Source organism: Pseudomonas sp. GM41(2012) (genome assembly GCF_000282315.2).
Lineage (GTDB): Bacteria > Pseudomonadota > Gammaproteobacteria > Pseudomonadales > Pseudomonadaceae > Aquipseudomonas.
Genome location: NZ_AKJN02000006.1, coordinates 1,729,316 through 1,749,273, shown reverse-complemented (window position 1 = coordinate 1,749,273; position 19,958 = coordinate 1,729,316). Strand labels below are relative to the sequence as shown.

24 protein-coding genes are annotated in these 19,958 nt (G+C 57.8%); 11 read left to right on the top strand and 13 right to left on the bottom strand.

Annotated elements, in window-relative coordinates:
• Positions 1 to 144: 144 nt before the first annotated feature.
• Together PMI27_RS17975 and PMI27_RS17980 are read left to right on the top strand one after the other, a co-directional pair.
• A complete protein-coding gene (locus tag PMI27_RS17975) occupies positions 145 to 543 on the top strand; it encodes a DUF6232 family protein (RefSeq protein ID WP_008154768.1) in 399 nt (132 codons plus the stop codon).
• A 41-nt stretch (positions 544 to 584) separates the two neighbouring features.
• Positions 585 to 788 (top strand): hypothetical protein, encoded by a 204-nt coding sequence (locus tag PMI27_RS17980; protein WP_008154767.1) that lies wholly within the window; start codon positions 585 to 587, stop codon positions 786 to 788.
• Between the two features lie 185 nt (positions 789 to 973).
• On the opposite strand, the gene PMI27_RS17985 is transcribed toward PMI27_RS17980, so the two are convergent.
• The 3 genes from PMI27_RS17985 to PMI27_RS17995 are packed head-to-tail and all read right to left on the bottom strand — an operon-like array spanning position 974 to position 2,966.
• Entirely contained in the window at positions 974 to 1,459 is a 486-nt protein-coding gene (locus PMI27_RS17985) for a MaoC family dehydratase (protein ID WP_008154766.1), read from the bottom strand.
• A gap of 31 nt (positions 1,460 to 1,490) precedes the next feature.
• Complete coding sequence (gene panB / locus PMI27_RS17990) at positions 1,491 to 2,324, bottom strand: 3-methyl-2-oxobutanoate hydroxymethyltransferase (RefSeq protein ID WP_008154765.1); 834 nt, start codon at positions 2,322 to 2,324, stop codon at positions 1,491 to 1,493.
• Between the two features lie 24 nt (positions 2,325 to 2,348).
• A complete protein-coding gene (locus tag PMI27_RS17995) occupies positions 2,349 to 2,966 on the bottom strand; it encodes a LysE family translocator (protein ID WP_008154764.1) in 618 nt (205 codons plus the stop codon).
• Positions 2,967 to 3,115: 149 nt separating this feature from the next.
• Here PMI27_RS17995 and PMI27_RS18000 point away from each other — a divergent pair, with 149 nt between their 5' ends.
• The 4 genes from PMI27_RS18000 (at position 3,116) to PMI27_RS18015 (ending at position 6,337) form a co-directional block, all read left to right on the top strand.
• Positions 3,116 to 3,568, top strand: a complete 453-nt coding sequence (locus PMI27_RS18000) for an Lrp/AsnC family transcriptional regulator (protein WP_008154763.1) — start codon at positions 3,116 to 3,118, stop codon at positions 3,566 to 3,568.
• A gap of 418 nt (positions 3,569 to 3,986) precedes the next feature.
• A complete protein-coding gene (gene yiaY / locus PMI27_RS18005) occupies positions 3,987 to 5,135 on the top strand; it encodes an L-threonine dehydrogenase (RefSeq protein WP_008154762.1) in 1,149 nt (382 codons plus the stop codon).
• Positions 5,136 to 5,314: 179 nt separating this feature from the next.
• Positions 5,315 to 5,644: a DHCW motif cupin fold protein gene (locus PMI27_RS18010; protein WP_008154761.1), complete on the top strand. Its 330-nt coding sequence runs from the start codon at positions 5,315 to 5,317 to the stop codon at positions 5,642 to 5,644.
• A gap of 96 nt (positions 5,645 to 5,740) precedes the next feature.
• Positions 5,741 to 6,337 carry an eCIS core domain-containing protein gene (locus tag PMI27_RS18015; RefSeq protein WP_008154760.1) on the top strand — a complete coding sequence of 199 codons (597 nt, stop codon included), beginning with the start codon at positions 5,741 to 5,743 and terminating at the stop codon, positions 6,335 to 6,337.
• Positions 6,338 to 6,361: 24 nt separating this feature from the next.
• Here PMI27_RS18015 and PMI27_RS18020 read toward each other — a convergent pair whose 3' ends face one another.
• The 9 genes from PMI27_RS18020 to PMI27_RS18060 all read right to left on the bottom strand — a co-directional run bounded on the left by PMI27_RS18020 (position 6,362) and on the right by PMI27_RS18060 (position 12,902).
• A complete protein-coding gene (locus tag PMI27_RS18020; protein WP_008154759.1) occupies positions 6,362 to 7,033 on the bottom strand; it encodes a class I SAM-dependent methyltransferase in 672 nt (223 codons plus the stop codon).
• A 64-nt stretch (positions 7,034 to 7,097) separates the two neighbouring features.
• Positions 7,098 to 7,694, bottom strand: coding sequence for a cytochrome c3 family protein (locus PMI27_RS18025; protein ID WP_008154758.1), 597 nt, complete (start codon positions 7,692 to 7,694; stop codon positions 7,098 to 7,100).
• A gap of 9 nt (positions 7,695 to 7,703) precedes the next feature.
• Positions 7,704 to 8,189 carry a nitrate reductase cytochrome c-type subunit gene (locus tag PMI27_RS18030; protein WP_008154757.1) on the bottom strand — a complete coding sequence of 162 codons (486 nt, stop codon included), beginning with the start codon at positions 8,187 to 8,189 and terminating at the stop codon, positions 7,704 to 7,706.
• Between the two features lie 11 nt (positions 8,190 to 8,200).
• Positions 8,201 to 10,705 carry a nitrate reductase catalytic subunit NapA gene (napA, locus tag PMI27_RS18035; RefSeq protein WP_008154756.1) on the bottom strand — a complete coding sequence of 835 codons (2,505 nt, stop codon included), beginning with the start codon at positions 10,703 to 10,705 and terminating at the stop codon, positions 8,201 to 8,203.
• Positions 10,702 to 10,962, bottom strand: coding sequence for a chaperone NapD (locus tag PMI27_RS18040; RefSeq protein WP_008154755.1), 261 nt, complete (start codon positions 10,960 to 10,962; stop codon positions 10,702 to 10,704). The genes napA and PMI27_RS18040 overlap by 4 nt, the downstream gene beginning before the upstream one ends.
• A 37-nt stretch (positions 10,963 to 10,999) precedes the next feature.
• Positions 11,000 to 11,167, bottom strand: coding sequence for a periplasmic nitrate reductase, NapE protein (napE, locus tag PMI27_RS18045; RefSeq protein WP_008154754.1), 168 nt, complete (start codon positions 11,165 to 11,167; stop codon positions 11,000 to 11,002).
• Positions 11,168 to 11,323: 156 nt separating this feature from the next.
• On the bottom strand, positions 11,324 to 12,016 hold the full coding sequence (gene arsH, locus PMI27_RS18050) for an arsenical resistance protein ArsH (RefSeq protein WP_008154753.1): 693 nt from the start codon (positions 12,014 to 12,016) through the stop codon (positions 11,324 to 11,326).
• 11 nt (positions 12,017 to 12,027) lie between these two features.
• On the bottom strand, positions 12,028 to 12,498 hold the full coding sequence (locus tag PMI27_RS18055; protein ID WP_008154752.1) for an arsenate reductase ArsC: 471 nt from the start codon (positions 12,496 to 12,498) through the stop codon (positions 12,028 to 12,030).
• A gap of 56 nt (positions 12,499 to 12,554) precedes the next feature.
• Positions 12,555 to 12,902: a metalloregulator ArsR/SmtB family transcription factor gene (locus tag PMI27_RS18060; RefSeq protein ID WP_008154751.1), complete on the bottom strand. Its 348-nt coding sequence runs from the start codon at positions 12,900 to 12,902 to the stop codon at positions 12,555 to 12,557.
• 195 nt (positions 12,903 to 13,097) lie between these two features.
• Here PMI27_RS18060 and PMI27_RS18065 point away from each other — a divergent pair, with 195 nt between their 5' ends.
• Positions 13,098 to 13,670: a DUF2214 family protein gene (locus PMI27_RS18065; protein ID WP_008154750.1), complete on the top strand. Its 573-nt coding sequence runs from the start codon at positions 13,098 to 13,100 to the stop codon at positions 13,668 to 13,670.
• A 73-nt stretch (positions 13,671 to 13,743) separates the two neighbouring features.
• On the opposite strand, the gene PMI27_RS18070 is transcribed toward PMI27_RS18065, so the two are convergent.
• The gene (locus tag PMI27_RS18070; protein ID WP_008154749.1) at positions 13,744 to 14,043 is read right to left on the bottom strand and encodes a DUF4189 domain-containing protein; all 300 of its coding nucleotides are present in this window, start codon (positions 14,041 to 14,043) and stop codon (positions 13,744 to 13,746) included.
• Positions 14,044 to 14,294: 251 nt separating this feature from the next.
• Between PMI27_RS18070 and PMI27_RS18075 the strand changes: the two genes are divergently transcribed.
• From PMI27_RS18075 to PMI27_RS18090, 4 genes are all read left to right on the top strand, one after another.
• A complete protein-coding gene (locus tag PMI27_RS18075; protein WP_008154748.1) occupies positions 14,295 to 15,314 on the top strand; it encodes a helix-turn-helix transcriptional regulator in 1,020 nt (339 codons plus the stop codon).
• A gap of 149 nt (positions 15,315 to 15,463) precedes the next feature.
• Positions 15,464 to 17,332 carry an amidohydrolase gene (locus PMI27_RS18080; RefSeq protein WP_033053170.1) on the top strand — a complete coding sequence of 623 codons (1,869 nt, stop codon included), beginning with the start codon at positions 15,464 to 15,466 and terminating at the stop codon, positions 17,330 to 17,332.
• 18 nt (positions 17,333 to 17,350) lie between these two features.
• The gene (locus PMI27_RS18085; protein ID WP_008154746.1) at positions 17,351 to 19,093 is read left to right on the top strand and encodes an amidohydrolase; all 1,743 of its coding nucleotides are present in this window, start codon (positions 17,351 to 17,353) and stop codon (positions 19,091 to 19,093) included.
• Positions 19,094 to 19,203: 110 nt separating this feature from the next.
• On the top strand, positions 19,204 to 19,944 hold the full coding sequence (locus tag PMI27_RS18090) for a TorF family putative porin (protein ID WP_008154745.1): 741 nt from the start codon (positions 19,204 to 19,206) through the stop codon (positions 19,942 to 19,944).
• Positions 19,945 to 19,958: the final 14 nt, after the last annotated feature.

Here is a 19,958-nt window from a genome sequence, read left to right as displayed (position 1 = left end):
TAACCCAATGGAAAATTAGTAGCTATGCTTCGTTTGCAGCCTGAGCTGATCGAGAAATTATGGCATGTAGTATGCGATATCGTATCGTTAGCAAGCGCGACAATGTATGTCGCCTAACAACAATAAGAAGGCTGGGAGTGACTCATGGACGAAAAGACTTTCTATGAGAGTGACAATATAAAAGTCACCAGCGTCAGATTTATCGTCAATAATCAGACCGACGCTTTGTCGTCTGTAAACTCTGTTAGAGTAATCGAAGTCGATACAACTTTCTCGTACACTGCTCCGGCGCTTATTGCCATAGGAGGGATTGTTTGGGTGCTTTTTCTCATCGCCTTTAAAGGCCGTCCAATTTATTATTTGCAACCAATTGCTCTAATGGTTGCAGGTATTTACTTGTTAACTCGTATAAAAAAGAATTCTGAATATAGAGTCGTGTTAACAATCTCGTCCGGCGAAAATGCAGTGCTGAGAAGCAATGAAAAACAAGAAATTATTCTCGTAGAAAAGGCGCTGAACGATGCCATTGTATACAGGGGCTGAGTTTTATAAGTATCAAACATAACCAGGAAAGGAGCTTCCACATGAAAAATAATAAAGTACTAACTATGATTTTCCTCATGTTGACCATGAATGGCTGCGTTGTCCAGAGTACCTATAGCAAGACCGTTGCGGTAACTAAGGATGCGGAGGGGCGTGTTATCCAGACTGTCGAAAGCGAGACGGTGGTACAACCAGCAAATGGTTATCCATTGCGCTTGGAGAAAATTAAGGGTGTTCAGCCTTAATAATCGTGGAGGGGCGAATCTATTTTCTTGTGCAATTACGCACAAAAATAAATCTGTCCCATTTTTGCGCCATTTTTGCGTTGCCGGTGGAGGCATTGAATATTCGGTTCAGAACGCTAAAGGCTGCATAAAATCGTGACAACGGGGCAAGGACGCCTCAATTCAGCGAGCCATTTTCTAAGCCATCAATTCATGGATTTGGCAGCACCGTTGGTGGGGGCCCCTTCAGACAGCATCAGCTTGAGGCATTCACGCTCTTCAGTTCCAGGTAGCACACCAGAAGTTGTTGCCTCCATCACAGTGATGCCTTCTGCATTCATTATCCTGACTTCGGCTTTAGCGTGGCCGCGTTCGTCGATGTCAGTGATGAGCCAGTGGCAGGTGATCTGTTCTCCTGCGTAAACCGGTCGCTTGAACACGAAATTCATTCCGGTTGCCAGCCAACCGATTTGCCCGCCAATCTCCGTCACTAAACTGGCTGTCAGAAGTCCATGGGCAATGGGTGCCTTGAACTTACGCAGCTGTGCATAGCGTGCGTCGCAATGGACCGGGTTGTAGTCGCGGGAAACCTGCGCGAATTGTCGAATATCGTCATCTGAGAAACAGCGGGCTATCGTGAACCGGTCACCGACCTGGAGGCCTTCGGCGGCACGTTGTCTCGGACTCTTCATAAAGGCTCCATGGATTGATGAGGGTGGACGGTTAAAACGTATGTTCAGGACTTGGAAATGTCCCTTCACCGACTTCGCGTGCAAAGTCGCTCGCTGCCGTGTGAAGTACCGAACGAAGGTCGGCGTACTGTTTGACGAAGCGCGGTAGGCGACCAGTGCGCAGCCCTGCCATGTCCTGCCACACCAGCACTTGGGCATCGCATTGGTTACCCGCGCCAATCCCGACGGTAGGAATTGAAACGGCTTCAGTGATTGCTCGTCCCACATCCCCCGGCACCATCTCAATCAAAATAGCGAATGCGCCTGCTGTTTCAAATGCCTTGGCACTGTCTATCAGACGCTGTGCATCTTCGCCCCGGCCCTGGACGCGGTAGCCACCCAGTTGATGTTCCATCTGAGGTGTGAAGCCAATGTGCACCATGACAGGTATGCCTGAGCTAACAAGCTTCTCGACCTGAGGCAGCATTTCGATGCCGCCTTCGAGCTTGACCGCATGCGCACCGGCCTCTTTCATGAATCGCACGGCCGTGTGGAAGCATTGCTCCGCCGATGCTTGATAAGAGCCGAAAGGCAGGTCGGCAATCACCAGCGCCCGCCGTGTCGAACGGCTGACGGCACGAACCAGAGGAATCAGTTCGTCTACGGTGACGGATAACGTGGAGTCATTGCCGTAGACATTGTTGGACGCGGAGTCGCCCACCAGCAGGACGGGTATACCGGCCTCTTCGAAAATTGCGGCGCTGTACATGTCATACGCGGTAAGCATGGCCCATTTCTGGCCTTCAATTTTCATCTGCTTCAGATGCGGGATTCGGACTCGTGTCGTCGGTTTGGTGTTGTCATACGGGGAAGGCTGATCGCTCATGAGGTTGTCTCGCTGAAAAATGAATTAACCGAGCATCTGCTCGCTGAGCAAAACGACGGCGATGATGATCATGGCCGCTCCGGAGAAACGGCTGACGAATCGGGCCGCTGCGGGACGTGCTTGCAGTACGACCTGCGAGCCAAATCCGACGAGCAGATAGATCACACCGCAACTGACAGTGTGGATGAGCCCCAGGGCAATCATCTGCATCGGCACTGGCCAGGCAGCGGCAGCGTCGGTGAATTGAGGCAATAGCGCCAGGAACAGCAGAAACACCTTCGGATTCAGCCCACTCACGCAAAGCCCCTTGATAGCCCAGCGCTTCCAGGAGCCCGATGCTTGGATATCATCCGCGTGCGGTGTAGCGGGGCGAGCAAGCATGTTGATGCCCAGCCACAGCATGTAACCCGATCCGGCAATGGTCAGTGCCGACAAGGCAACAGGGTGGTTCGCCACCAGCGTGCCGACACCACCTGCAACAATCACCGTTGCGAGCAAGTGACCGGACAACAGCCCGCCCACGGCGGGTATGACTACCCGTCCCCTCAACCCCGCCGAAATCGCGTATGCCCAGTCAGCACCTGGTGTGATGACGAACAAAATCGACACCGCCCAGAAGGCCACGAAAATATTCAAGGTCATGGCGCTACCCATTCCCGCAGATAACACACCGCGCTTTGCATCGTCCCGCTCCAACAATAATTTGTGTGTGAGGAAGAATAAGTAAATCTTGTTAGAATTTGTTTTCAAAAATGGTCATTCGGCCATCACTGAATGGGAGATTCTTCTAAATGGACAGAATTGATCGCAAGATTCTTTCTGAGCTTCAAAAGGACGGTCGCCTGTCGGTCACCGAACTTGCCGAACGCGTGGGACTGAGTCTGTCTCCTTGTCATCGACGAGTACGGGCACTAGAAGAGTCGGGTGTGTTGCTCGGCTATAGAGCACAACTGGACCCAAGTGCATTGGGTCTTAACTTTTCCGCCATGGTGTTTGCCACGCTTCGTGAGGGCGACAGGCACGCTGTCGAGGCCTTCGAGACGGCGCTCGTCGATATCCCGCAAGTGGTCGACGCCCAGAGGTTATTCGGGGAGCCGGACTACCTGCTGCATGTCATTACCCAGGATTTACCGGCGTTTCAACGGCTCTACGATGAGAGCCTTTCGACGTTGCCCAACGTTCAACGGTTGACCTCAACGCTTGTTATGAAACGCGTTGTGCAGGACAGGCCTCTGCCTCTATAGCGTGAGATGCAGATGAAAAGGTCTGGGTTATGAGTTTGCGGGCTTGTTATGCCGAAGATCCGTATATGGCGATAGCTGCCTGTCGATTGATCCATATGCGTCCGACCAAGTCCCACAAGTCTCGCGCCGGACTTGGCGAGTCGCATGACCTCCCAGTACTAAAGGAGGTGCCAATGAAAGCTAAAGGACCATTCCAGTCTGGCGTCACAGGTTTAGGCTCAATCCCACGATCAAAAGATACCGGCTGCGATGGCCCATCCACCTCTGCGTCTTAAAACACTGTTCGCCTGAACACTTGATGCAGCACGTCTCCCGCTGAACTTCGTCAATGACGACAATCAGCCCCGCCTCACAGCCTGCGATATGAGTAGAAGACCTCACCTGATTTCCGGGTTTCCAGAATAAAAGAGGAATTATCATGAGCAGCACCTTCTTCATTCCATCCGTGAACATGATGGGCATTGGCAGTCTCGACGAAGCGATGCTCGCCATCCGCAAATATGGTTTCCGTAAAGCCTTGATCGTCACTGATGCAGGCCTGGCCAAAGCCGGCGTGGCCGCCAAGGTTGCCAGCCTTCTGGCCCGGCAGGACATCAACTCCACTCTGTTTGATGGCGCCAAGCCGAATCCGACGGTCAGCAATGTCGAGAAAGGTCTTGAGCTGCTGGGTCGCAGCGACTGTGATTTCATTATTTCCCTGGGCGGCGGTTCACCCCATGACTGCGCCAAGGGCATTGCCCTGTGCGCCACCAACGGCGGGCACATCAGTGATTACGAAGGCGTGGATCAATCCGCCAAGCCACAGATGCCGTTGATCGCGATCAATACCACCGCCGGCACGGCAAGTGAAATGACCCGGTTCTGCATCATTACCGACGAAGTCCGGCACGTGAAAATGGCCATCGTCGACCGTAACGTCACCCCACTGTTGTCGGTCAACGATCCTTCGCTGATGGCAGGCATGCCCAAAGGCTTGACCGCCGCCACCGGCATGGACGCGCTGACCCACGCTATCGAAGCCTACGTGTCGACTGCGGCAACGCCGATCACCGATGCCTGTGCACTCAAGGCCGTGGAATTGATCTCGGCCAACCTGCGCACTGCCGTTGCCCAGGGTGACGACATGACCGCCCGGGAAAACATGGCCTACGCGCAATTTCTTGCCGGCATGGCCTTCAACAATGCTTCGCTGGGCTATGTCCACGCCATGGCGCACCAACTGGGTGGTTTCTACGACCTGCCTCACGGCGTCTGTAATGCGATCCTGCTGCCCCATGTCGCCAGCTTCAACGCCAGCGTATGCCCGGCTCGGTTTAAAGACATCGCCAATGCAATGGGTGTCGACACCCAGCATCTGGATGCGGAAAAAGGCGCCGCCGCGGCCATCACCGCGATCCGTAAACTGTCTTCGGATGTCGGTATTCCGAGCGGCCTCGCCGAACTGGGCGCCAAGGCCGACGACATCCCGATCCTGGCCACCAATGCCATGAAGGATGCCTGCGGCTTTACCAATCCGCGTCCTGCCAATCAGGACGAGATCGAGCAGATTTTCCATACCGCGATGTAACCGATGTGAAGTGACGCCAGCCAGATCAAAAGCCCCGCCTTCGGTTGAAGTGCGGGGTTTTTTTGGGTTTTTCACGGGTTGTTCGAGCCTGTATCTCATAAAACCGGGGCATCTGTGTCTATCGAAAGCAGTACTGGATGGGTACGGTCCACAGACACTCTTTCATTGATGAGGCAACGATGGATCTAACGGCTGTTCCCTTTGGTACGACCGATTGGTCGACTGTCGAACCTGTACAGCATGCTGGACAGACGGGTACCGCCTATTGGCGAACCTGCCAGTTTGGTTCAACACGTGTACGGATGGTTGAATACAGTCCCGGATACCTGGCCGATCACTGGTGCTGGAGAGGTCATATCCTGTTGTGCCTGGAAGGCGAGTTGCACACGGAACTGGAGGATGGTCGTCAGTTCACGCTCACCGCCGGGATGAGCTATCAGGTGGGCAGCAACGCTGAGGGGCATCGATCTTTCAGCACCATCGGTGCCAAGTTGTTCGTCGTGGATTAACTCTGGGGCGCTTGGTTCAGGACTACGCTAAAGCCATGCGGATCGTCGATCACTTGTGACCCACTGTTCGCGCTGCGTCCGTCCCTGGAGCGCCCAATGCCGTCCATCATCACGCGCCTGGTGGCGCTGTTTGTTCTTTGCCTGACGCTTGAAGTGCCAGCCCAGACCGACGCCTGCCCAGCCGGCGAGACACAAGTGTGCCTGGACGGCTGCATCTGCCTGCCAGACGTGGGACCGCTGCTCGGTCCCCTGTCTGATGACATCCACCAGATCGCGGCACCTGCCCTGGCGATGTGGCTGACCCAAGCCCGCGCTGACGCAGCCAGCACCGGCATCCAACCCATTCCACCGCACATCCGCGAGCAACTGCTGCGCTGGTACGACCCCAGCGTCCTCGATACTGCGCGCTACAAAGTGAGCGACAACGGCCAATTCAACGCCGCTACGGCCATGCTGCAGAACCCCGATGTCGGTGCCGTGACGCTGATCGACATCGTCCTCTTCCGGGACGCTCAAACCGCCGAGCAGGACATCGCGCTCTGGGCTCACGAGTTAAAGCATGTGCAGCAGTATCAGGAATGGGGGGTAGAAGGATTTGCCCAGCGGTATACACAGGATTTCAATGCTGTGGAGGCGCCGGCCTATGCCATACAGGCTGAGGTCAGACGGTGGGGGCGGGAAGGGAATTACTGAAGCGCCGGAATTGGTCTATTGCACTTATCCCCGCTGTTCGGCCACCAACAGCAATGACTGCGGCACAGGACTTTGCGGATGCTGCGGCTCCTGCAGGGTGGCCAGCTGAAAACCGGCCATGTCCAGCGCGTTGATCCAGCTGGACAAGGTGCGCAAGTACCACGGCATGGGTTGCCACTGGCCCTTGAACCCGGCAAAGGTCTCTTCCCGCCAGCCATCCTGATAGTCGCCCGCCGCTGCGGTCCATGGATGCAGCGTCTGGATCACCAGCGCGCCGCCAGGGGCGAGCAGGACGTTCATGACCGTGAGCAGAGGGATGATGTCCTGGTGCAGCAGGGCGAAGTTGGCGCAGATCAGGTCGTAGTCGCGGCCGATGTCCACCTTCGCTTCCACCAACTCTTCATAGCTCGCCACATGCACCGGCGAAGAGCCCGCCGTCCGCGCCGCCTCGATCAGCGTCGCATCGCCATCCACACCGACCGCTTTGATGCCCCGTTCAGCCAGCGCGCGCAACAGCCAGCCCTCGCCGCAGCCCAGGTCGAGCACGTGCTCGGGCTGGCGGCCCAGCACCGCCAGCAGGATGGCCTGGTCGGTGACCTTGAGGCGGCTTTCAATGGCACCAGTGCGGATGGCTTCGATCCAGGAGTGGGCGTTGTGGTGCCAGCTATCGAGGAGGGTGGATTCGGCGGTGGGCATGTCGGTGACCGGCGTTATGGGTTGGATAAAAGGATAGGACACGTGCGGGTGGATCGAAAAATCCTTACCAGCCTTTCACTCCGCTCATGTCGGGCAGCTTGTGAGCGATGCCCTTGTGGCAGTCGATACAGGTGGCCTCACCGTTGGCCAATGAAGTTGAGTGCATGGAAGAAGCGCGCTTGCTCTGACGGGTAAAATCCATGAACTCGAAGTTGTGGCAATTACGGCATTCGCGAGAGTCGTTGGCCTTGAGCCGTGCCCATTCATGTTCGGCCAGTTCGCGACGCAGTGTGAGGAATTTGTCCCGCGTATCGATGGTCCCGAAAATCTTGCCCCACACCTCCTTTGAAGCCTGCATTTTGCGCGCGATCTTGTGGGTCCATTCGTGGGGGACGTGGCAGTCCGGGCAACTGGCGCGTACGCCGGAGCGGTTGGTGTAGTGAATGGTGTCCTTGAGCTCGACGAAAACGTTGTCACGCATCTCATGACAGGAGATGCAGAATTTCTCGGTATTGCTCAGCTCCAGCGCGGTGTTGAAGCCACCCCAGAAAATGATCCCGGCGATAAAGCCCCCCAGCGTCAGAAAACCCAGGCTGTAGTAGAGGCTCGGACGACGCAGAATGCCCCAGTAATCCTTAAGCAAGGCGAACAATGCTTTCATGTTGCCTCCTCAGGGTTTCTGCGTAGCGTTGGCTTCGTCTTGCAGTATTTTGTCGATCGTTTCGAAACTGTTGCCCACCAGGGGCAGCACTTCTGTTTGCGGCACGTGGCATTGGTTACAGAAGTACCGGCGCGGTGACACCGCCGCCAGCGCCTGGCCGTCGCGGTCCATGTAGTGGGTGATGCTGATCATCGTCGCCTGGGTCCGCGCGCTGTTGGCACGGCTGTGACAGGACAGGCACTTGTTGCCGTTCTTGTCGATCTGATAACCGAGGATGGTATGGGGGATGGTGGGTGGCTGGTCCGGGTAATTGCGTTCGCGCTTCAGGTCTTTGTTTTCTTCGTTGGCAATGGGCGGGGCCGGCATGCTCTGGGTCAAGGTGCCACCGGGCCGGCGCCCATCCGGCCCCGGTGCATCGAGCGGGTAATTGACTTCGGCAGCCATCACCACGCCAATCGCAGCGAGCAGGAGCAACGGCAGGATTCGCAAAGGCATGACGGTTCTCCTCAGGCCACGCTGATCAACTCGATTCGTATCGCGCATTTTTTGTAGTCGGTCTGCTTGGAGATCGGGTCGGTGGCATCGAGCGTGACTTTGTTGATCAGCTTGTTGGCATCGAAAAACGGCACGAACACCAGTCCTTGAGGCGGCTTGTTACGCCCGCGGGTTTCGATGCGTGCACGGATTTCACCGCGTCGGCTGATCAGCTTCACTTCACTGCCACGCCGCGCCTTCAAGGCCTTGGCATCTTCGGGGTGCATGTAGACCAACGCGTCCGGCACCGCTTTGTACAGTTCCTCGACGCGCTGGGTCATGGTGCCGGTGTGCCAGTGTTCGAGGACGCGTCCGGTGCTCAGCCAGAAGGGGAAATCGGCATCCGGGGCTTCGGCTGGCGGCTCGTAGGGGAGGGCGAAGATGATCGCCTTCTTGTCCGGGTAACCGTAGAACTGCACCTCGCTGCCTTTCTCCACGTAGGGGTCGAGCCCCTCGCGGTAACGCCAGCGGGTTTCCTTGCCGTCCACCACCGGCCAGCGCAGGCCTCGTTCGCTGTGGTAGCGGTCGAACGTGGCAAGGTCATGCCCGTGGCCGCGACCGAACTGGGCGTACTCCTCGAACAAACCTTTTTGCAGGTAGAAGCCAAACGCTTTGGCTTCATCATTTTTGTATCCGGCTTCCATTTGCTCGACCGGGAACTGGTCAACCTGGCCATTCTTGTAAAGCACTTCAAACAGGGTTTTGCCCTTGTGCTCAGGAGACTTGGCCAGTAACTCGGCGGGCCAGGTTTCATCGGTGGTGAAGCGCTTGGAAAACTCCAGCAACTGCCACAGGTCCGACTTGGCGTCCCCCGGAGCGGTCACCAATTGATGCCAGAACTGCGTACGCCGCTCGGCGTTGCCGAAGGCTCCTTCCTTTTCCACCCACATGGCGCTGGGCAGGATCAGGTCGGCGGCTTGCGCGGAAACGGTGGGGTAGACATCCGAGACAATCACGAAATTTTCCGGGTTGCGCCAGCCCGGCAGGACTTCCTGCATGATGTTCGGCCCGGCGTGCATATTGTTGCTGGCCTGGGTCCAGTAAACGTTGAGCACGCCGTCCTTGAGCATGCGGCTCTGTTCCACCGCGTGAAACCCTGGCTTCTCCTGAATGGTGCCGGCGGGCAGCTTCCAGATTTTTTCGGCGATGGCGCGGTGCTTGGGGGTGGTCACCACCAGATCGGCGGGCAAGCGGTGGGAGAAGGTCCCGACTTCGCGCGCCGTACCACAGGCCGACGGTTGGCCGGTCAACGAGAAGGGGCTGTTGCCCGGCTCGCTGATTTTGCCGGTGAGCAGATGGATGTTGTAGATCAGGTTGTTGGCCCAGACGCCGCGAGTGTGCTGGTTGAAACCCATGGTCCAGAACGACACGACCTTGCGCTTGGGGTCGGCATACAACTCGGCCAGCGCCTTGAGCCTTTCAGCCGGAACGCCTGTCTCCTTGGCGGTTCGCTCCAGTGTGTAAGGTTTGACGAACGCTGCGTATTGTTCGAAGGAAATGTCCGTCCAGGTGTTGGCCTTGGCGGCATTTTTCGCTTTCATTTCCCGTGGATCGTCAGGGCGCAGGCCGTACCCGATGTCGTCGGCACCTTGGGCAAATCGGGTGTGTTTAGTAATGAAGTCCTGGTTCACCGCGCCATTTTCAATGATGTGGTTGGCAATGTAGTTAAGGATCATCAGGTCGGTTTGTGGCTTGAACACCATGGGGATATCGGCCAGCTCGAAACTGCGATGTTCGAAGGTCGACAGCACGGCCACTTTCACGTGAGGCTGGCTCAGGCGACGGTCGGTGACCCGGCTCCAGAGCACCGGGTGCATCTCGGCCATGTTCGAGCCCCAGAGCACGAAGGCATCGGTGGCTTCGATGTCGTCGTAGCACCCCATCGGCTCGTCCATGCCAAAGGTGCGCATAAAACCCATCACCGCCGAGGCCATGCAATGGCGGGCGTTGGGGTCGATGTTGTTGCTGCGAAAGCCTGCTTTCATCAGCTTGTTGGCGGCATAGCCTTCCCACACGGTCCATTGCCCGGAGCCGAACATGCCGACCGACCCGGGACCTTTGCTCTTCAAGGCTTCCTTGAATTTCAGTTCCATGATGTCGAAGGCCTTCTCCCAGCTGATCGGCTGGAATTCGCCTTGCTTGTCGTACTGGCCATTCTTCATGCGCAAAAGCGGTTGGGTCAGGCGATCAACGCCGTACATGATCTTCGAAAGGAAATAGCCCTTCACGCAGTTCAGTCCGCGGTTGACCTCTGCCTTGACGTCGCCGTGGGTGGCGACCACCCGGTTGTCCTTGGTTGCAACCATCACGCTGCACCCGGTGCCGCAGAAACGGCAGGGTGCCTTGTTCCAGTCCAGGGTGACCATGTCCGCTTCGGTTACCAGATTACTGGCGTCGGTAATAATCGGCAGGCCAGCAGCGGCGGCTGCAATGGCGGCGGCCTGGGCCTTGACGAATGCTCGGCGCGACATGCTCATTCGATATCCCCTTCGGGTTCGAGGACTTCGTGATAGATCAACGCCGCGTTGAGTACGCCCGGCAAATTGTTGATCTGTTCGATGCGTTGAAGGATCTGGCTTTCGTGTACGGCCTCAAGGACCACCACCAGTTTTCCCGCCGCACTTTCCTGATGCAGTTCCAGGCCGTCCAACAGGCGCAGGTTGGCTTTGACGGCATCGAACAATTCAGGCCTGGCAAGTACTACAAGACTGGCAATATGCAAAGCTTCGTCCATGCGCTGGCTCCAATAGGCTTTCAGAAAAGGCTATTAGTTAGTTGGGAGGTCCTGGGGGGCCGTACAGCATCTGGAAAAACCAGACGATAAAACCGTAACCGCCGACGATAGCGACCGACAGCAGCGGGAAGAGGCAGATGACAAGAAAGAGAAACAGCCGGGTTTCCTTGCGGCGCTGAGGTTTTCGTTCTTCAGCCAATGACATGAGTAATCTCCTGCCGAACGTGCAGTCAGACTAGATCACGAAGTTTTCGCAGGTTTTCTGACAGGAGTTTTACAGACCGACGGTAGTTAACCCGTGCTCCGGTGTCGCAACGGGTTATAACGTTTTCAATCATTACTTCGTTTAGTTACCAAACTTTCAAATCGAGCGTTGATTCACACGCTGAGTCAGTTCTTCCGCTGACTCCTTGCGTTCGGAGTAGCGGTCAACCAGATCCGGGCGCTCGCGCAGCAGCAACGTGAACTTCACCAGTTCTTCCATGACGTCTACCACCCGGTCATACAGCGAGGACGGTTTCATGCGGTTGCCTTCGTCAAACTCTAGAAAAGCCTTCGGCACGGAAGATTGATTAGGGATCGTGAACATCCGCATCCAGCGTCCCAGCACGCGAAGCTGATTCACCACGTTAAACGATTGGGAACCGCCGCTGACCTGCATGACGGCGAGCGTTTTCCCTTGGGTCGGGCGAACGGCGCCCAGGGCCAGCGGCACCCAGTCAATCTGGGCCTTGAATACGGCAGACATGGCGCCGTGGCGCTCGGGTGAGCACCAGACCTGTCCTTCAGACCATTGCATCAGCTCCAGCAATTCCTGAACTTTCGGGTGATCGCTGGGGGCGTCATCCGGTAGCGGTAGTCCCGATGGATTGAAGATCCGCGTCTGTGCACCGAAGTGTTCGAGCAGACGGGCTGCTTCTTCGACCAGCAGCCGACTGAATGACCGTGCGCGGGTCGACCCGTACAGCAACAGGATTCGTGGTTTGTGTTGGTCGTCGTCACCGGCAATGGGCTGAATCAATGAGGCGTCGAGATTAGGCAGTGGGTTGGTCATGGGGGCTCCCGTTACAGTGTGCTGATGCGGTCGAGTTCGCGCTTCAGTGCATCGCGATCAAGTTGGGCGAAGGGCAGGGCGAGGAACGCCCGGCAGCGTGTTTCGATGCGCGCAAGCGTCGAGTGGAATGCAGCGGCGACGACCGTCTCATCTCCCTTCACTTCGGATGGATCCTCCAATCCCCAATGGGCTTTCAACGCCGGCCCGAAGTAGACCGGGCAGGCCTCACCGGCGGCCTTGTCGCACACGGTGATGACAATGTCCGGCGGGTTGGCCTCGAAGGCGTCGTTCCCTTTGCTGCTTAACCCGTCGATCGCAATCCCGGCCTCTTGCAACGTGGTCAGGCTGCGCGGCAGAACTTGTCCTTTGGGGAAGCTGCCGGCGCTGATCGCCTGGAAGCCTTGCGGTGCGAGATGATTGAACATCGCTTCGGACAGAATGCTGCGACAGCTATTGGCGGTACACATGAACAGAACGCGCATGGCGACTCCTCTTTTCAGGCGGGCAGGCGCAAGGCCAGGGCAGATAAGGTGGTGGATCAGCAGCAGGCGGCAGTGTTGAGAGGGCGGTCGCCCATCGCTTTGAGTCGAGTGCTGTTTTCCTCAAGCCAGTCGGCGTTGGCTTCCAGGGTTGTCTCAAGAATGGTGCGAACCCACTGGGGCAGTTCGGGGTTGAGCCGGTAATACACCCACTGACCCTGACGGCGGTCCAGCAGCAGGCCACATGTCCGGAGCTGCGCAAGATGGCGGGAGATTTTCGGCTGACTGTCGTTCAAGGCGCAGACCAGTTCGCAAACGCATAACTCTCCCTCACCGGTGATCAGTAAGGTGGCCCGCGTGCGAGTTTCGTCGGATAGGCATTTGAATACGGCGGCAGGGTTCAGCATGGAGGCGTCTTCAATACATTTGGTTATCCGAATATACGGTTATCCATATGTATTGGGCAAACCAAAACAGATCGCGGTCGGTACCAACGTGTGAATGAATGCTTATCTTGAAAATGCAATTGCAAATTTGTATCATTCGTTTTCAATTCAGCGAAGCAGGGAACGCCGCGCCAAAACAATAATAAGGTCAAGGCAATGCTCAAAATGCTTCTCGTGTACGGTCATCTGCTCGCTACGTGTATTGCCCTGGGGAGGGTGTTGCAGGCGGATCACAAGCTTTGGAGTTGGCGCAAGGAAATACTGGACCAGGCCAGGCTTGAGTACCTTGATGAAACTCAGAGGATCGTCAGCCTCGCACTGCTGGCCCTTTGGGCAAGCGGACTGTTGCTGGTGCTTGAGGGTTATCTCAATGAAGGCGACGCGTATCTGCTCAATCAGAAACTCTGGGCCAAGGTAACTGTCGTCGCACTGCTTAGCCTCAACGGTGCATTACTGCATCGAATCGGCTTCCCGTTGCTGCAAAAGGCTCCATTCGTCGCACTGCGCAGTGCAGGCCGCACGCGGCTCGCCTTGTTGGGTGCGCTTTCCATGAGCGGTTGGCTATTCGCCGCTTTCCTGGGGGTGGCTCGGGCCTGGAATCACGTGTTGCCTTATCTACATGTGATGGGCGCATTCGCCGCATTCTCGTTACTGGCGTGTTGCGTGGCACTTGCAGTCGCCGGTAAGGCGGGCAATGTCGGTGCGTCAAAATCCTCGGTACCGGGGTAGCTATCAAATGACCGACTGGCGTTCGGTCAGGCGGTTGACCGCGAACCGAACGCCCCGCGTCACTGCCGCTCTATTAATTTTTGCATTCCGCCAACACCACTTTGCAGGTATCCGGCGTTCCACCGGATCGGCCGGCATAGCGTATGCAATTATTCAGGGATTTTTTGCGGGCCATGTTCAAGGTGGAGCCCCAGGCCAGGCCGCCCTCGCCGACAGTGGGGAGGGCTTTTGCATAGCAGCTGTCGCCCAGGCTTGCGACCGAATAGCGAGCCGTCGCAGCTTTGCCTGAACATCCCGCTGTCAGTGCCAGATTGATGGCGAGCAGGGAGGGCAGGATCCATGACGAGCATCGGCGTGCTGTTTTTCCGGTCATCCCGTTTCCCCTGTATCAAGAGGCTAGAGGCTTGTTTGTGCTCGTGCTCTATTCAGATTAGATGGTGTTGTGCCGGCCCTTGGGTCGGTTTAGCGCAATTAGCGTATTTGAGTCATCTTGCTGACAGCCGGAGCAAACCGTACGACAGCGAGGGGCGATCTTCTCCCGCAACAACAGCGCTCGCTGGACGCCATAACCGCGCCTATGGCATCGTCGAAAAAATACGCCATGTAGTAAACAGGATAAAAACAATGGAGGAGGGTGATGAGGTCGGCGCCAACACGTCGATGGCAACGCTAAAGGCGTTCAATCATTGCGTGTTGCACCTGGGTCGGCTTGCTCGAGATCGCGGGGCCTCCCAATTCATCGCCGACGGCTTGCAGGCCTTTCGCCAACTGGTGCCCTTCGCTTCGGCATGGTGGGGCGAGATGTCGACGTCAGACGCCAGTACTCCTCAAAGCTGGATGCACGGGCGGATCAATCTGCCTGAATCGTTTGCCGTCGAATGGCACAAAGTGGCGGTCAGCGACCGATTTTCCCAGGAGACCTTAAGTCAGCCCGGGGAAGTGGTGCGCGACAGTGGGTTCACCGACCCCTGCGAGGAGGTGAACGACTTCGCACGGCGGCACGATCTCTATCACCTGATGTGCATCACGTTCGAGCTCCCTGAAAGCGGCTTGGTGTTCTTCGTCTGTCTCTACCGTGGCCTTCACGCACAGGCTTTCAATGACAGCGAGGACGGATTGTTTTCGGCGTTCTGCGACCATCTGTTGCAGTTGTGGCGCTTTCAGGTGCAGGACATGATTCGCTGCGACACGGGCAACGGGGCGAGTGACTTCGGGGTCGCCCGGATGGACGGCAGTCTGCTGTATGTGGGCGCAAGTCTGTGCGCCGCGATTCAGCGCGAATTGCCTGGGTGGAGCGGTTCAATGCTTCCCGTTGATGTCATCGCACAACTGCAAAAGGCGCCCTGCGTGATTCGCCTGGGTCGTACTGCGATGACACTTAGCCCCAACGCCGAGCACGTCATCCTGTCACTCGAAACACAGTCGCGCGGGGCAGTGCTGGCGCCACGCGAGCGCACGGCGGCGATGCTGTTCGCCGCCGGCCATTCCTATAAGGAAATTGCCAAAATCCTTGCATTGAGTCCGGCCACAGTGCGCACCTATCTGCGCAACTGCTACTTGCAGCTCGGCGTGAAGAGCAAAGTGGAACTGGGTTCTGTCCTGCGGTCATCGACCTCGCTTGCACAGGCAACGCACCGCGATTAACCCCCTGTATTTCAACTAATTGCCTTACCCCTCCTCATTTGTGGAGGTCCATCCGACCGCCGCGCTCTATAGGGTATGCCCTGCATATCAGGGGCTTGCGACCGTCCGTTCGGGCCACTTCCAAAACTATAAAAATAGAGGTGAGGCAGTTGAAATTTTCCAGGCTATTTATCGCCGTTGCCGCGACAACGGCATTTTCCAGTGTGGCGCTGGTGGGGTGTCAGACACACGCTTCGACAGGCGCCGACATGGTCATGCGCAACGGCTATGTCTACACCGTCGATGGCAAGAATTCCGTGCAGCAGGCGATCGCCGTCACGGGCGGGAAGATCGTTTATGTCGGCAGCGATGCCGGGGTTGCCTCTTACATCGGCACGCAGACACAGCTGATCGATCTGGCGGGGCGCATGGTGATGCCGGGCTTCGTTGATGCGCACATGCATCCGGGGGATGGCGGCCGCGCCATGACTTTGTGCGACCTGAAATACCAGACGATGACCCGCAAGGTTTTCCAGGAAACCATTCAGGCGTGCCTGGATGCCGACAAGGGCAAAGGCCCCGATGTCTGGCTCGAAGTGGGCAGCTGGGACCGCATTGGCATGACCGGACTCGACGGTGACGCCGACAAGTCAACACTGGACGCGCTCAAGACCAATCGCCCAATTCAAGTCCGTTCCACCGACTTCCATACGGTGCTGACCAACTCTCGAGGCCTGCAAGTTGCCGGCATCAACAAGCACACAGCCAATCCCGGTGATGGCAAGTACATGCGCGACAGCGCCGGCAACCCGAACGGCATCTGCGAAGACGGAGCCGCCGAGGCCATGGCCGCCGTGGTGCCACCCGCCACCGATGCGGAGAAACTCAATCAGACCCGCGCGGCACTCGACGCCATGCGCCAGCAAGGCATCACCAGTTTCTTCGACGCCTTGTCGGGGCCGGAAAACGGCAAAGCGTTTACCACCCTGCAACAGTCGGGTGAGCTGACGGCCCGGGCGTTGTTGGCGATCAAACTCGACCCGGCCGCCGCCGCTGCCGACCCGGACAAAACCATCGCCGAGGCCAAGGCACTGGCCACCACCTACGACCAGGGCGAAGCGAAACCGGCGCCGGGCGTGAGCATGCGCCACGTCAAATTGTTCATGGACGGCATCATCAACGCGCCGGCGGACACGGGGGCCATGTTGACGCCGTACCTGCGCAATGCCGGCACCGATACGGCGCCAAAGTGGACACCCGGCAAGAACACCGGTGAGCTTTACTTCCCGCCGCAAGTGCTCAACCCGCTGCTGCTGAAGGCGGTTCAGGCCGGCCTCGATCCGCACCTTCACGCCACCGGAGACCGTGCAGTGCGTGACTCACTGAACGGCATCGAATACGTGCGCCAGCAACTGCCTGGCAATGGCTTCCGGCCAGCCATTACTCACAACGAGTCGGTGGACCCTGCCGACTATGCGCGCTTCAAAGCGCTCGATGTGACCGCCAACATGTCCTTCCAGTGGGCCCAGCAGGCACCGTCCACGGTTGACGGCACCAACGAGCATTTGGGGGCTACGCGATTTGCCCGCATGGAGCCCTCCGGCAGCATCGCCCGTGCCGGCGGCCGTGTGGCGTATGGCAGCGACTGGCCGGTCGACCCGCTCGACGAATTCCTGGCGCTGAAGATCGGTGTCACCCGCTCAGGTGATCCGCTGAACCCGCACAGCTACGGACCCAAGTATGCGGGCAGGCTGAATGCCGACCCGGCGCTGTCGCGCACTGAAGTGCTGCGCACCATCACCATCAACGCTGCCGAGCAACTGAAACTGGACGCTGTCGTCGGTTCGGTCGAAGTGGGCAAGTTTGCGGATCTGATCGTTCTGGACAAGAACTTCATGCAGGTGCCCGAGGAGGAGTTGGCCCGCAATAACGTGCTGCTGACGGTCGTGGGCGGCCGGGTCGTGTGGGCCAAGGCGCCGTTCGTTGGTCTTGATCCGAAGGCGTTGTCCCAGGCATCAGCCTCCCGCCCAGCCCAATAAAAACAAGAGAGTGTTCCGATGCAGCGATTTATTCCAAACCTGTTGGCCGCAGCCCTGGCTTTTTCTTCGGTGCAGGCCATGGCCGCCGCTGACCTTGTGTTGTTCAACGGCAAGGTCTTCACCGCCGAACCCGGTCAGGGACTGGTCCAGGCAGTGGCCGTGCAAGACGGCAAGATTCTCAAAGTGGGCAGCAATGCTGAGATCAACGCCCTGGCCGACACCCGCACGCAACGGATTGATCTGGCGGGCAAGGTGCTGATGCCGGGCATGATTGATACCCACAGCCACCCGGTGGTTGCGGCCTTCGACAGCATGGGGGCCAACCTGCTGGATGAAGTCAAACCGTTGGCGGAGCTTGAGCAGTGGATTATCGAACAGGATCAGGCGGGCATTGCGAGGGCCGGTGACGTGATCAGCATCGCCGGGGTCAGTTCGGCGTATTGGGACAAGAGCCGGGAGCTGGGCCAGCGCTTCAATCAGGGACGCTGGGCGGATCAACCGATGGTCCTCAGCGGGATCGACGGGCACACCGGCTGGGCCAACAACGCCATGCTCAAGCGCCTGAAGATCGACGCGGCGCTGGTAAAAGGTCTGTCGGAACAGGATCGCAGCTATGTGGGTCACGACGCGGACTTCACCCCCAACGGCTATTTTGCCGAGTCGCGCTGGGACCTGGTACGCAGCCAGATCCCCGCGCCCAGCGACGAGATCATGTTGAAAGCCGCCCGCGAGGCGGTGAAGGTCAACAATCAATACGGCGTCACCGCCTGGATGGACGCGGCGGCGAATGCCGGCAGCGGCGATTCGTTGTTCGATTTCAAGGCCACCGAGCAGAGTTACGGCGTGCTGCCGCTTTACCGCGAACTGGCAGAGAAGGGCGAGCTCAATGCCCACGTCGCCGCGCTGCTGTTGGCCAACCCGAAAAGTCGACCGGCCGACCTGGAAGTACTGGCCAAGGTGATGAAGAAATTCGAGGGTGTGCCCAACCTGAGTTTCCCTGGGATCAAGGTATTCGCCGATGGCGTTCTGGAGTTTCCGGGGCAGACCGCCGCGGTCATCGTTCCCTTCAAGAACAGCCATAAAAACGGTCAACTGCTGATCGACCCTGCGCACTTCGGTGAGTTGGTGGTGGCAGCGGAGAAGCGCGACTGGATTGTGCACATGCATGCGGTCGGCGACCGTGCGGTGCGTGAGTCGCTCAATGGTTTTGCCTACGCGCGCAAACTCAATCCGACACCGGTGGCTCATAGCATCAGCCACCTGCAACTGGTCAATCCGAAAGAGTTTCCGCGCTTCAAGCAACTTGGCGTGATCGCTTCCATGCAATTGCTGTGGGCCACCGGTGAGAGTTACACCGTCGAGCTCGTCAAACCCTATATCAGCGCGTTTGCTTACGGTTATCAGTATCCCGCCAAGTCCCTGCATAACGCCGGTGCGGTCATCGCCGGTGGCAGTGACTGGCCGGTGTCCAGCCCCAATCCGTGGAACGCCATCGCTCAGGCCAGCACGCGCAAAGGGCCGCTGGGTGTGTTGAATGCCAAGGAAAGCATCGATCGCCAGACCATGTTCTACGCCTACACGCTCAATGCCGCCAAGGCGCTGCGCCTGGAGCAGCAGATTGGTTCGCTGACCCCCGGCAAACAGGCCGATCTGATCATCCTCGACCGTGATGTCTTCAAGGTCAGCGATGACGAACTGTTCGACACCAAGGTCCTGAAGACCTTCTTCGCCGGCAAAGAGGTGTACGCGCCCGCGTCCTGACCCTCCGTTCACCCGCACCTCGCAACAGACGCCTGGCTCCTCGTATGACGAGGGGCTCGGCATCGCCATGCCTGAAATAACCCGCACCTCCATAACAATAAGAGACTTGTATGAACGCACGCTCAGTTTTGACCCTTGCCACGCTTGTATTGGCACCCCTGACCACGCAGGCACTGACACTCAACGATGACTTCAATCTGGACATGACCCTGGGAGTCTTCAGCGACTACCGCACCCGTGGCATTTCGCAAACCCTGGGTGATCCGGCCGCTCAGGCCGGCGCCACGCTGATGCACAGCAGCGGCCTGTACGTGGGCGCCTGGACCTCGAATGTCGATTTCGGTGGCGAGTTCAAGACACGGCAGGAACTCGAGTATTACGCGGGCTACTACTGGCAGGCGACCGAGGCCATCAGCCTCGACCTGGGGTACATCAAGTACGACTATCCAAAAGAGAGCCAATTCAACCTGAGTGAGGTCTACGCCGTCCTTGACGTTTATGGCGTGAAGCTCGGCGCTTACTACTCAAACGATACGCCGAACTTCTTTGGCGAGGACCAGGACACCCTTTACACCTACCTCAGCTACAAAATCGCATTGCCGGCCGACATCGGCCTGGACCTGCGCGTGGGTCGCAACGATGTCAAAGACCCGGCTTTCTGGTCCGCCAGCGGCGAAAGCCGTAATGCCTACACCGAGTGGGAAGCCAAGTTGACCCGTGACTTCGTGGGTGTGACCTGGGGCCTTAGCTACATTGATACCAACCTGTCGAAAAGCGAATGCACGAGCTGGTACGGCTATGGTGATTTGTGCTCCGCCACTGTGGTTGCCAGCGCCAGCAAGGCGTTCTAAGCGTTCGAGTCCTC